The sequence below is a fragment of the Arthrobacter sp. TE12232 genome, assembly GCF_054062615.1.
Genome location: NZ_JBSSFK010000001.1, coordinates 3,164,423 through 3,177,129 on the forward strand (window position 1 = coordinate 3,164,423; position 12,707 = coordinate 3,177,129).

10 protein-coding genes are annotated in these 12,707 nt (G+C 67.0%); 3 read left to right on the top strand and 7 right to left on the bottom strand.

Annotation, left to right across the window (positions count from 1 at the left end; genetic code table 11):
- Window positions 1–112 precede the first annotated feature (112 nt).
- The 6 genes from ACVWZ7_RS14055 to ACVWZ7_RS14080 all read right to left on the bottom strand — a co-directional run bounded on the left by ACVWZ7_RS14055 (window position 113) and on the right by ACVWZ7_RS14080 (window position 7,985).
- A complete protein-coding gene (locus tag ACVWZ7_RS14055; RefSeq protein ID WP_456508224.1) occupies window positions 113–1,588 on the bottom strand; it encodes an aromatic amino acid ammonia-lyase in 1,476 nt (491 codons plus the stop codon).
- Window positions 1,589–1,814: 226 nt separating this feature from the next.
- Window positions 1,815–3,542, bottom strand: a complete 1,728-nt coding sequence (locus ACVWZ7_RS14060; RefSeq protein ID WP_456508225.1) for a thiamine pyrophosphate-dependent enzyme — start codon at window positions 3,540–3,542, stop codon at window positions 1,815–1,817.
- 98 nt (window positions 3,543–3,640) lie between these two features.
- Entirely contained in the window at window positions 3,641–3,787 is a 147-nt protein-coding gene (locus ACVWZ7_RS14065; RefSeq protein ID WP_161958206.1) for a hypothetical protein, read from the bottom strand.
- A gap of 70 nt (window positions 3,788–3,857) precedes the next feature.
- On the bottom strand, window positions 3,858–5,372 hold the full coding sequence (locus tag ACVWZ7_RS14070; RefSeq protein ID WP_116766229.1) for an amino acid permease: 1,515 nt from the start codon (window positions 5,370–5,372) through the stop codon (window positions 3,858–3,860).
- A gap of 73 nt (window positions 5,373–5,445) precedes the next feature.
- Window positions 5,446–6,390 (bottom strand): glutaminase, encoded by a 945-nt coding sequence (locus ACVWZ7_RS14075; protein WP_456508226.1) that lies wholly within the window; start codon window positions 6,388–6,390, stop codon window positions 5,446–5,448.
- The gene (locus tag ACVWZ7_RS14080) at window positions 6,387–7,985 is read right to left on the bottom strand and encodes a PucR family transcriptional regulator (protein WP_456508227.1); all 1,599 of its coding nucleotides are present in this window, start codon (window positions 7,983–7,985) and stop codon (window positions 6,387–6,389) included. The genes ACVWZ7_RS14075 and ACVWZ7_RS14080 overlap by 4 nt, the downstream gene beginning before the upstream one ends.
- Window positions 7,986–8,406: 421 nt before the next feature.
- On the opposite strand from ACVWZ7_RS14080, the gene ACVWZ7_RS14085 reads away from it, so the two are divergent.
- The 3 genes from ACVWZ7_RS14085 to ACVWZ7_RS14095 all read left to right on the top strand — a co-directional run bounded on the left by ACVWZ7_RS14085 (window position 8,407) and on the right by ACVWZ7_RS14095 (window position 12,385).
- Entirely contained in the window at window positions 8,407–9,648 is a 1,242-nt protein-coding gene (locus tag ACVWZ7_RS14085) for an MFS transporter (RefSeq protein WP_456508228.1), read from the top strand.
- Between the two features lie 79 nt (window positions 9,649–9,727).
- Window positions 9,728–11,416 carry a long-chain-fatty-acid--CoA ligase gene (locus ACVWZ7_RS14090; protein ID WP_456508229.1) on the top strand — a complete coding sequence of 563 codons (1,689 nt, stop codon included), beginning with the start codon at window positions 9,728–9,730 and terminating at the stop codon, window positions 11,414–11,416.
- Between the two features lie 9 nt (window positions 11,417–11,425).
- Window positions 11,426–12,385, top strand: coding sequence for an MBL fold metallo-hydrolase (locus tag ACVWZ7_RS14095; protein ID WP_456508230.1), 960 nt, complete (start codon window positions 11,426–11,428; stop codon window positions 12,383–12,385).
- Here the strand turns inward: ACVWZ7_RS14095 and ACVWZ7_RS14100 are convergent.
- Window positions 12,382–12,693, bottom strand: a complete 312-nt coding sequence (locus ACVWZ7_RS14100; RefSeq protein WP_456508231.1) for a putative quinol monooxygenase — start codon at window positions 12,691–12,693, stop codon at window positions 12,382–12,384. The genes ACVWZ7_RS14095 and ACVWZ7_RS14100 overlap by 4 nt on opposite strands.
- Between the last annotated feature and the right edge of the window lie 14 nt (window positions 12,694–12,707).

A 12,707-nucleotide genomic window follows, 5' to 3' on the forward strand; every position in this document is an offset into this window, starting at 1 on the left:
GGGTCCGTCCACCCCGGGACCACCCCATCCGTGCCCATCCGTTGCGCTATCAGACTTGGCGGTTATCCGAGCCGAATGACGACCAGGACTGATAGCGCATCCAAGAGGAGGGCTACGCTCCGGGGAAGCGTTCCCGCAGATTGCGGTGGACGTCGGTGGCCGATCCTGCGCCGGCCGCCGCCTCTTCGGTGAGCCCGAGAACGGCCGCGGCCCCAACGCCGAGCGTTCCCGGCGGCGAGATGCGCAGCAGGTCGGCGGCCAGCAGAACCTCGATCGCCAGCAGGTCCTCAAGAAGTCTCAGCGCTTCCTCGGTCTTGCGGACGCTCAGCATGGCTCCCGTCGCATGGTCCTCGACGCCGACATCCAGGATGGTCGAGTCCAGGGTGGCGGGAGCTGCCAGGAGCCGGAGCTCGGTGTAGCAGGCGGAGCCGGCGTAGCGGAGCTGCACGCCCGGCGCCGCGGCGGGCCCGCGGTTCCCGGGCGGGGGCCCCGACTTCATCGCCGCCATGACGGCAGTCCACAAGTGGCTCATGCGGCGTTCGCTGAGCTGCCCCACGTGGACCAGAGCCACGCGCAAGGCGTCGAAGGCGATCGCCAGCACCATCGGATGGAAGTTGCCGTTGCTCAGCACCGAGCCGGTTGCGACGTCGACCAGCGGGTTATCGCTCGCGGAGTTCAGCTCCGTGTCCACGGCACCCCCGGCCGTGGCGAGGAACTCACGGAACGCGCCGTGGACCTGCGGGATCACCCGGAAGGAAAGGGCATCCTGCACCGACCGCGGCCCGCCCGGGATCAGGAGCAAGCTGCCTTCCAGCAGTTCGCGCAGATGGGCCGCTGCCGCGACTTGCCCCGGATACGGCTTGGCCGCGGCCGCGGAGGCCGAAAAGACCGAAGGGTTGCCCCGGGTGGCTTCGATGGACAGGACTGCGGCCTGGTCCGCGGCGCCGGCCGTCCGCGCCGCGCGGGCCAGCACCAGGGCCCCGTGGCCGATCGAGACGCCGTTGGCCGAGACTAAGGCCAGTCCGTCGCGGCCCTCGAGCCGGAGCGGCGCGATCCCCGCACGGCGCAGGGCTTCGGCTCCGGGGAGGGTCTCGCCCCTGAATTCCGCTGTGCCGGTGCCGACAGCCACCTGGGCGATGCCGGCCATCGGACTGATATCGGCCGCTCCGACCGAGCCCGTGCTGTGCAGGACCGGGTGGACGCCGGCGTTCAACATGGCCAGCAGGGTGTCTGCAGCGGCCGGGCTGGCGCCGGAGCCGCCCTGGGCCATGCCGTTGAGGCGAACGGCCATCGCGGCCCGGACCACTGTCCGGTCCAGCAGGGGTCCGAATGAGCCGCCATGGCTTGCCACGAGGAATTGCTGCTGCCGTTCGAGCTCGTCGCGCGGCACCCTGGTGTCCTTGCCGTGGCCGACCCGGGTGCTGAGCCCGTAGATCGGGTTGCCGCCGGACATGGCCTCCTCCAGCAGGACCCGGCTCGCCGCGATCCGTGCCCTGGCGGGCTCGCCGAGTGCCACCGGCGCGCCCTCGGCTACGGCGACCAATTCCTCCTGCGTCATCGGCAGATCGCTGATGGTGACTGGTTCCATGACGTTGCCTCCAGCAACCAGTGTGGTCCGGGGCGTCCGACCGTACAAGAGATCACCGGACAGGAGATCACCGGACAAGGGGACACCCCACCACCCGTTGCACTTTCAGATATGGCGGCTATCGGCGCCGAATGACAACCAGACCTGATAGCGCAACCAGGAGGACACGACGGCGGCGGGAGGCTCCCGCCGCCGTCGTCCGTCTGTTTACTGTCCGGACCGCAATCTAGTAGGCCTTGACGCGCTGTTCGACGACGAGGTGGACCAGGGCGAACACGCCTTCGCGGTCGATGGCGGCCAGCGCGGCCTCGAGGGCGGCCGGGATGTCCTGGTCCTCGGTGACCGTGACGCCGAAACCGCCGAAGGCCCGGGCCATCATGCCGAAGTCGGGATTCTTCAGCTGCGTGCCCGATACCCGGGACGGGTAGTGGCGTTCCTGGTGGGTGCGGATGGTGCCGTACTCCTGGTTGTCCATCACGATGATGAGCGGCGTGGCTCCGTACTGGGCGGCCGTGGCGAGCTCCTGGCCGTTCATCAGGAATTCCCCGTCGCCGGCGATGGTGACCACCCGCCGCTCCGGGCTGGCCAGCGAGGCCGCGATGGCCGATGGAATCGAGTACCCCATGGAGCCGTTCCGGGCGCTGATCATCGAGGCGTAGCGCCGGGTGGGGAAGTACCGGTGCGCCCAGTTGGTGTGCTCGCCGGCCCCGAACGTGACCATGGCGTCCTCGGGCAGCAGCGGCACGAGGTTGGCCATGAGGGTGTCCATCTTGGCAGGCCCCTCGTCCGGGCTGGACGGCGGCAGGCTGGCGAACGACTGCTGCTCGGCACGCATCCGGGCCGTCCACGCCTTCCATTCCTCCTTGACCGGGAGGTCGATGTTAACGAGATCCCGGACGAAGGCCTCCGGCTTGGCCAGGATCTGGCGGGAGACGGGGCCGGAGCGGCCGCGCAGCGCGGGATCGATGGTGACCAGGAAGTTCTTCTTGTTCCAGTCCTGCCTGCAGACGAACCCGTCCGTGATCACGTCGCCCGGGACCGTCCCGACGAACACGAGCAGGTCGGTTTCCTCCAGGAGGTCGTAGGTGGGGCGGGGTCGGCCGTAGCCGATCGGTCCCACGTAGCTGGGGGAGTCGAAGGAGACGGTTCCCTGCGTGCGCCATTCCGCCGCGGCCGGGATGTGATGCTTTTCGAGCCATTCGGTGAGCTCCGTGGCCGCGGCCTGGGTCCAGTCATTCCCGCCGGTGACAAAGAGCGGCTTCTTGGCCTGTGCCAGGGCCTCGGCAAGGACGCCGGCATCCGTGCTGCTCATACCGCCCGCGGCCACCGGGATGGCCGGGTGCAGGGCCGGATCGATCTGCACGCGGATGATGTCCTCCGGCAGGCCTACCACCACGGGGCCGGGGCGGCCGCTCATGGCCGCGAACATGGCCTCGGCGACAATCTCGGAGGCCCGTTCGGGGTGGTCCAGGACCATCACGCGTTTGGCTCCGGTGTCGAACCACGCCTTGATGTCGAACTCCTGAAACGCCTCGCGGTCCCGGTGCGCGAACGGAATGAGACCGACAAAGAGCAGCATCGGGGTGGAGTCCTGCCACGCGGTGTGCAGGCCGACGTGGGCGTTCGCCGCCCCGGGCCCGCGGGTGACCATTGCGACGCCGGGACGCTGGTTCATCTTGCCGTCGGCCTCGGCCATGTACGCGGCGCCGCCCTCGTGCCGGCAGACCACGGTCTCGATGTCCGAGCCGTGCAGCCCGTCGAGGACGTCCAGAAAGCTTTCGCCCGGCACAACAAAGGTGCGCTCAACCCCGTGCGCCACGAGGGAATCGACAATCACGTGGCCGGCGGATTTCAGGGCGCCGCTGCCGTTGAAGCTGTCCGGGATAGCCGCCGGGACCGTCTGGAGGGGTGGGAGGGTGGCGCCGTCGACTGGGTACGTGTCGGTTGCGGTCATGGTGGATGCAGACTCCGTTTTCATCACTTGGTTGTCTTCTTGGGTTGGTTTGGCGGGCAAGGCATGTCCACTGAATCCAGCGGAACGGATGGTGGCGCCTAGTCGGTTTCCGGTCCGGTGCAGAAGAAGCAGCCGTCCTCGCAGCTGTCGTTCGACGCCGGCGGGTTGCTGGTGCGCACGGCTGGCGGGTGGCGCTCCTGCAGGGTGCTGGTGCGGCCGGGATTCAGCGGGTTTCGTGGCTTCATGGAGGCTTTCAGGTTGTAGGTCGGATGGTGGGACCGGTCAGCAGACGAATGTTCGATTAGCCAGGTTCGATTAGTGGATCGGAGTCCGGTTGGCCAGCACGGGCGCGGCGCCCGTGAAGCCGTCGCGGGTTTCGGCGATGTCGTGGATCTGCTTCCGGCAGGCGTACCAGCCGCCGACCATCAGCGCGCAGGCCACCAGGGTCACCAGCAGCGTGAGCGGGGAATCGATGAAGACCATGACGAGCACGCCGAGCAGGAAGACGAGGGAGAGGTATCCGGTGTAGGGGGCGCCGAACATCCGGAACGAGGGGCGTTCGAGCCAGCCCTTGTCTGCCCACCGTTTGAGCTGGATCTGGCAGAGCACGATGGTGGCCCAGGTGACGACGATGCCTACCGAGGCGACGTTCAGGACGATCTCGAAGGCCTGGCCGGGGACCAGGTAGTTCAGCGGGACACCGAGGAGGGAGACGCCTGCGGTGATAGCGATGCCGCCGTAGGGGACGCCGGCTTTGTTCATCCGTTGGGCGAACTTCGGGGCAGATCCGGCTACTGACATGGAGCGCAGGATGCGGCCGGTGGAGTAGAGGCCGGCGTTCAGCGAGGACAGGGCGGCCGTGAGGACCACGAGGTTCATGATGACGTCCACGCCCTGGATGCCGATGGATCCGAAGAACGTCACGAACGGGCTGACGCCCTTTTGGTAGGAGGTGTAGGGCAGCAGCAGGGCGAGCAGGATGACCGAGCCGACGTAGAACACGGCGATGCGGAAGACCACGGAGTTGATGGCCTTGGGCATGATCTTTTCGGGGTTTTCGGTTTCGCCGGCGGCCGTGCCGATCAGTTCGATCGAGGCGTAGGCGAACAGCACGCCCTGCATGAGGATGATCATGGGCAGCAGGCCGTTGGGGAAGATGCCGCCGTTGTCGGTGATGAGGCTGAAGCCGACTTCCTGGCCTTCCAAGGGGGTGCCGAACATGACGAAGTAGCTGCCGATCAGCAGGAACGCGACGAGGGCGGCGACCTTGATCAGGGCGAACCAGAACTCGAGTTCGCCGAAGACCTTGACGGAGGCAAGGTTCAGGCAGAGGACCACGATGAGGGCGATCAGCGCCCACGCCCACTGTGGAACGGTCCCCATCCAGGGGACGTACTTGCCGAAGAAGTTCATGTAGAGGGCCGCGGCGGTGATGTCCACGATGGTGGTGGTGGCCCAGTTGATCCAATAGAACCAGCCGGAGATGAATGCGGCCTTCTCTCCGTAGAATTCGCGGGCGTAGGACACGAACGATCCTGAAGAGGGCCGGTGCAGGACCAGTTCTCCCAGGGCGCGCAGGATCAGGAACGCGAAGAAGCCGCAGACGGCGTAGGCGATGACCAGTGACGGGCCGGCGGCGTTGAGCCGGCCGCCGGCGCCCAGGAACAGGCCGGTTCCGATGGCCCCGCCGATCGCGATCATCTGGATCTGCCGGGGCTTCAGGCTCTTGTGGTAGCCAGAGTCCTCTGCATGGATCAGGGCATCCGAAGCATGGGCGTGGCCACCATCGGCCTCGTACAAGCCAACCTCGTCATTGGGGTTGTTGGGCATGGGTGTTCCTTTCGATCTGTCGGAGATCTAAATGGGGTTTGGAGAGAGATTGTGGGGACAGCGAGGCGTCAGATCAGAAGATCGACCACCCGGTCCGGTCGGACAGGTCGGCCAGAGCCGCCGAGCCTGCCAGGGAATTTCCTTTGGAATCCAGCCGCGGGCTCCATACGCAGATGGCGCACTCGCCGGGGACGATCGCCAGAATGCCGCCGCCCACACCGCTTTTCCCCGGAAGTCCCACGCGGTAGGCGAACTCGCCGGCGGCGTCATACATGCCGCAGGTCAGCATGATGGAGCCGATGCGCTTTGCCTCGCTCCGGGAGACCACCGCGCCTTGCGCCCCGCGGCCATCCTGCGCGAGGAACAGGCCCGCCTTGGCCACCTCCACGCAGGTCATCATGATTGAGCACTGCCTGACGTAGTTCTCCACCACGGCCTGTGCGGGCCGCCGCAGGTTGCCGAATTCCTTCAAGAAGTGGGCGAGGGCCAGGTTGCGGCTGCTGTTCGACAGCTCACTCCTTGCGGCCGCCTCGTCGATGAAGGGACCCTGTCTTCCATTCTGGTGACCCACCTGGTCGGTGAGGAAGCGCAGGACCTGAGCGGCGGCGTCGGGTGATCTTTCCATCAGGTGGTCGGTGACCACCAGTGCGCCCGAATTGATGAAGGGGTTCCGCGGGATCCCGTGCTCGACTTCAAGCTGGACCAGGGAGTTGAAGGACGTCCCTGACGGCTCGCGAAGGACCCTGGACCACAACGAGCCGGAGTCGTCGGCGCTGAGCGCCATCGCCAGGGTGAAGACCTTGGAAATGCTCTGGATCGAGAACGGAAGATCGGCGTCGCCGGAACTGAAGACTTCTCCGGACGTCGTGGCAACCGCGATGCCGAACCTGTCGAACGGCGGGACCTGCAGATGGGGAATATTGGCTGGAACTGACCCCGCTTCCGTCCGGGGCCGGTGGCTGCGGACAAGGTCTTCGAGGACCGGGCCAAGCGGCGGCGAATCAAGTGCTGTCATCATTTCTTGCCCAGATGCTCCTTCTGTGTGCCGGCCCACTCCTGAACATGAAGCAGGGCGACCAATGAATCTCGGGGATTGCCGAAGTTCAGCCCGGTGACCCGGCTGACTTTGTTGATCCGGTAGTAGACGGTGTTCTTATGCAGCTGCATCCGCTTGGCGCACTCGGCCACGTCCAGGGAGGCGTCGAAGAATGCACGCAGGGTTTCGGCCAGTTCCGCGTCGTGTCGGAGGAGGGCCCAGAGGCTGCGGTGCCGGAAGGCCGCCGTCGTGAAGTTTTCGACGGCGTCGTGGAAGAGGATTTCCCCCTCAAAGTCGTCGACGGTGGCTACCGGAACTTCGCCGGACCGTCGCATGCAGCCGAGCAGGGCTTCGGCTATTCCGATCGCGGAATGAATCGAGAGTAGATCGGGGACGACGGGTCCGACGGCGGCAAAGGGGCTGATGCCGAGGTGCTTGGCGGCGTCCTTGACGATTGCCTCGGCCAGACTCCGCAGTCCGGCGTCGGCGTTGGCGGACTGGAGACCGGGAATGACGACGGCGGTGTCGCCGTGAAACTGTCCCACGATGGCTGACGATTTGTAGGCGGCCGCGTGGATCGACGCGAGATTGGCCAGCTCCCCGTGCTTGAGCGCCGCGTCGTCCTCCCGGGCTTCAGACGCTGAGAGGCCAAGCAGGATCAGGGCCGAGGGGCGGTCCGCCGGGATCTTTTCACTGTGCGCGCTCGCCGCAGCCTCCGCAGGACCCGAAAGGAGGCGCGCGATCCGGTCCTCGCGCATGTGCACTGACTGCTGGTTGCGGTACCGGATGAGCTCGGCGGAGGCACGCGCGGCAGAGCCGGTGAGCACGTAATCAACGTCGTCGCCGAAGCCGGCGCCGGTTTCCTGGAGCCAGATGTAGCCCATGATGCGGTTGCCGGCGAACAAGGTGATGGCGACGCGTTCCCGCAGGCCGTCCTGGGGCCGGGCGGGTACCCGGACCGGGAGGCGGGTCCGGTGCAGCTCGCGGTAGGCGCCAAGGTCTTTGAGCAGGAGTTCGTATTTGCGCGGGCCGCGCCGGGCCAGGATGGAGGCCTTGCGGAGCTCGTCAATGGCGTTGGTGACGGTGGAATATGCCAGGACCTTGTTGGCGGCGTCCTCGATCACGACGTGGCTGGAGGTCAGCCGGGCAGTCGTCTGGGCGATGGCGAAGAGGTCCTCTTCAAGCAGCGTCAGCACTTCGCGCTGGTAGCTGGGCGGCTGGATCCGGTCCTTGGCGATGGACAGGAGGCGGTCCCAGTCCGCGGACGGGTCCACCAGCAGCAGGCCGGTTCCGGCGGCGCGCAGCAGTTCTTCGGCTTCCGCCAGTTCCTCCGGGCTGCCCTTGACGGCCAGGACCAGGGGAGGGTTCTTCAGCAGGCGCCGAACTGCCGGCAACGCGGAGCGTCCGCGAACGCCGACCAACAGGACAAACGCGGCCCCGCCGTCGGAGCTTTCGTCGTCGGCGTCCACGATCAGAAAGCGCTCGATCGCCGCATCCGTGCGGGCGGGCCGAAGCATCAGGGTCGCGGAGCCCAGCGGGAGATCCGCGAGGATGTCGTCCACTGTAGCTGCGGCCATGGGCTTCCTTCTGACATTGGCACCCTCCCGGACGGCTCTGTCCGGACACTTCATGCTATCGAGCGGTTATCCCCGAAAATATGGAAATGATCCTAAATTACGCGGTCCGTTTTAGGACTGGGGACCAAGGGGAGCGGCGCCCTGCTGTTGCGCGTCTCTTGGCAACTCCATCCATTGCTCCAGAACGGCCGTTTTGACTCCTCAAAAGGGCGCCTACGGAGCAATCGACGGGGTTTTGCCCTTCTGCGGTCCAGCCGATGGGGGTACTGGCAGTGACTCCCGGGCCATAACTGACGCGCTTAGCCTTGGGGACGTGGGTGCGGCCGTCGTTCGGCGGAGCAGCCCACGCCCGGCCGAACCGACGGCGGGGGGAAAACGTCCGGGGCCTGCGGCACCCGCGACCTGACAGGAGACAACCGACATGCGCATGCGTCAGAGCGGCGGCCCCAGACTCGAGGAAACGCCGCGGGCCTCACCCACGCCCCCGCGCCTGCTGGTGTCCTCGGCGGCACTGCTCTGGGGGTTGCAGTTCGCCTTCCTGAACCCCGCGCTGGCGCTCCTGCTGGTCGCGCTGTATGACGCCACCCCCGCCGACGTCGGGTGGGTCCTTGCCGTCTACAACGCCGGCGGGTTTGTCGCCGCCCTGCTGGTGCCCGCCTATGCCGACCGCATGAACAACTATCTGCGGCCCCTCCTGGTCTGCGCCGGCCTGACCCTTGTGCTCGCCGGCGTGCTGGCCGGCACTACCTCGCTCCCGGTCGCCGTCGTCGGCCTGATCGCCCTCGGCGGCCCGGCGGGCGTCGGCGTCTCGCTACTCTTCGCGCACCTCAAACATTCGGGGGCGCCGCGGGCGGACGTCATGAAAACCCGGGCCGTCGTCTCCGTCGCGTGGGTGGCCGGGCCGCCACTGGCAACGCTCATCATGGGTACGCTGGGCAACCGTGCGATCCTGCTGGCCCTCGCAGTGGTGGCCGTGCTCAACATTGCCACCACCGCGGCCATGATCCGCCGGAAACCGCAGACGGTCAGCGACCCGACCGGCCCGTCAACCCCGGACGACGACGGCCCGCCGCTGTCCAGGGCCGGCCTCGCCGCCGTTGTCCTCGCGTTCATCGCCTTGCAGGCCACCAACAGTGCCGCAGTGTCCGTCATGGGTCTCTTCGTGACCGGCCGGCTTGGCCTGGACGTCCTCTGGGCGGGTATCGCGCTGGGCGTTTCCGCCGCGCTTGAGATCCCCGCGCTGCTTGTCATCGGGCGGCTGAGCGCGCGGTTCTCCAGCCGTGCCCTCATCACCTCAGGCTGTCTCGCCGGGATTGCGTACTACGCCGCGATGGCCTTCGTCGCCGACCCCGTAGGTCTCATCGCGCTCCAGATCCTCAATGCCTGGTTCTTTGCGATTGTGGCCGGAGTGGGCCTGACCCTGTTTCAGCAGATCATTCCACGTCCGGGGCTGGCCTCGGGCCTCTACATGAACACCAGGCGCGTCGGCGCGATCGTCTCCGGCCCGATCATCGCCCTCGGATCCATGACCGCGCTCGGATACCAGGGAGTCTTCGCGGCCTGCGCCGCGCTCGCCGTCGTGGCACTTGCAGCCATCGCGCTGACCCGGACGGCGAAGGCCGCGGTACCGGACCCGGAGGCCGTCCATAGCGTACCGGCGTGAGCATCAGCCGCCCGGCACCCGCCGTCGGCCCCCCGCGCCCGAATTCGCCCCGGCCGGAACTTCAGGAAATGATGGGGCCATGGCGAAAACAGACCAGCAGCCCTGGGTGAAGAATTACCAGCCGGGCGTCCCGGCGGAGATCGAACTGCCCACGGAGTCGCTCGTGGACATGCTGGAGCGGTCCGTGGCCGAGGCGGGGAGCGCGCCGGCACTGGAGTTCTTCGGCCGCCGCACCAGCTACTCCGATCTCGGCGAACAGGTGGACCGGGCCGCCGAGGGCCTGCGCCGCCTCGGCGTCCGCGCTGGTGACCGGGTGGCCCTGATCCTGCCGAACTGCCCGCAGCACGTCGTCGCGTTCTACGCGGTGCTTCGCCTGGGCGCGGTGGTCGTCGAACACAACCCCCTGTACACCCCCGGGGAACTGCGCCACCAGTTTGAGGACCACCAGGCGCGGATCGTGATCGCATGGGACAAGGCCGCGGCGGCGGTCCGGGACTTCCCGGACGACGTCGAAATCGACCACATCGTCTCCGTCAACCTGCTCGAGGCGTTCCCCGCCGTCAAGCGCCTCGCCTTGCACCTGCCGGTGAAGAAACTGCGCGAAACGCGTGCCTCGCTGACCGCGCCGGCGCCCGGCACCACGCCATGGAAGGAGCTCCTCGCCCACGGCCGGATCGACCCCGCCCACCCGCGGCCCTCCGTAGGCGACCTCGCGGCGATCCAGTACACCTCGGGCACCACGGGCCGGCCCAAGGGTGCCATGCTGACCCATTTCAACCTGTACTCCAACGCGCTGCAGGGCGAGGCCTGGATGCATGGCGCGGAGTACCGCAAAGAGGTGTTCTACGCGATCCTGCCGATGTTCCACGCGTTCGGCATGACGCTCTACCTCACCTACGGCATCCGCAAACAGGGCCTGCTGGTCCTCTTCCCGAAGTTCGACCCGGATCTGATCCTTGCCGCCATGAAGAAGGCGCCCGCCACCGTCTACTGCGCCGTCCCGCCGATCTACGAACGCACCGCGATGGCCGCGAAGGAAAAGGGCATCTCGCTGCGGTCCTGCAAATACTGCATTTCCGGCGCCATGAACCTGCCCGACCACGTCGTAGAGCTGTGGGAATCCGTATCCGGCGGGTTGCTCGTGGAGGGCTACGGGATGACCGAGTCCTCGCCGGTGGCCATGGGCAACCCGTTCTTCCCCACCCGGCGCACCGGAACCATCGGCGTACCTTTCCCGTCCACGCTCATGAAGGTGGTGGACATCGACGACCCGGCCGTTGAGGTCCCTCAGGGCCAGCCGGGGGAGCTGCTGATCAAGGGCCCGCAGGTCTTCCAGGGCTACTGGAACAACCCCGAGGAAACCGCGAAAGCCCTCACGCCCGACGGCTGGCTGCGCACCGGCGACGTCGTCACCGTGGACGCGGACGGCTTCACCAAGATCGTGGACCGGGCCAAGGAACTCATCATCACCGGCGGCTTCAACGTCTCGCCCACCGAAGTGGAGGCCGCGCTGCGGCTGCACCCCGATGTTGCCGACGCCGCCGTGATTGGCAAGCCGCTGGAGCGCGGCGGTGAGATGGTGGTCGCCGCCGTCGAACTCGCCCCGGGTGCCGACCTCGACGAGGAGGCCCTGCGCACGTACTGCCGCGAGCACCTCGCCGGTTACAAGGTCCCCAAACGGATCGTGGCGATCGGCGACATGCCCCGTTCGATGCTGGGGAAGATCCTCCGCAAGCAGGTGCGCGAGCAAGTTCTGCCGGAGCTGTGAGGAAGCCGAATGCACACTGAAATCGACTTCACCGCAGGCGTCCCGCGCCCCGGCGATCTGGAGGTGGCCTGGATCCACGGATCCGAGTCCGCGAAGCACAACACGGACCCGGACATCCAGGTCCACGCCTACGACGACCACACGTTCATCCTGCGTCAGAACATGGCGGTCAATTACGAGGCGCCGTTCATGTTCCTGCTTTTCGGCAACGCCCGTGCCGTGCTCATCGATACCGGCGCCACCGCGTCCCCGGACTTCTTCCCCCTGCGCCGCGTTGTCGACGGGCTCATGGACGCCTGGCTTGCCGCACATCCCCGCGTCGGTTACCAGCTACTTGTCCTCCACACCCATCCGCACGGCGATCATGTTGCCGGAGATGCCCAGTTCGCAGGGCGCCCCGACACCGTTCTGGTGGACGCGGCCCGGGACAGCGCGTGGGAATTCTTCGGGTTCGCTGACAACCCTGACGACGGCGACGCTGAGGACTCCGGCGACGGCGACTCAGACGGCGACTCGGACGACGGCGGCGGCTCCGTGGAGCCGGCGCAGGTGGATCTGGGCGGACGCGTCCTGGAATGCTGGCCGAGCCCGGGGCACCACACAGCAGCAGTCACGTTCTACGATCCGTACACCGGCTTCCTGCTCACCGGCGACACGGTATATCCCGGCCGGCTGTATATCCAGGACTGGCCCGCGTTTGTCCGCACCATCGAACGGCTGATCAGGTTCTGCGGTACCCGTCCCGTCACGTACGTCCTGGGCTGCCACATCGAGATGTCGAGGGAACCCGGCGTCGACTACCCCATCTACACCACGTACCAGCCGGACGAACCGCCGCTGCAGATGAAAATCGACGACCTCCGTGAGATCCGCCGGGCCATCGACGAGGCCGGCGGGCGCCCCGGCCGACACGTGTCTCCCGGTTTCATCGTCTGCGTTGAGGCGCGGTTAGACGGGGGCGGCTCTTAGAGAGCGCCCTGGCCCGGGGTTCCGGCGGGGATCGGCTCGTGGCGCATCACGGCGACCGGCCCCTGCAGGAGGCCTTCCAAGGAGGCGTTCAGCCGTCGAACCGGGCCGCCTGCGCCGTGGGCGTCGAGCAGTTCAGCGGACTCCCACTTCTCGATCATGAGGATCTGGCCGTTGGGAGATTCGTGTATGGCATAGAGGAGGCAACCGGGTTCCTCGTGGACCTCTGCAATGGCCGGGGACAGGGCCTCGACCACCTGGTCAAAGGATCCTTCTTTGGGTGTAAACGTTGCGGTGACGACGACGGGCATGGTTTTTCCTTTGC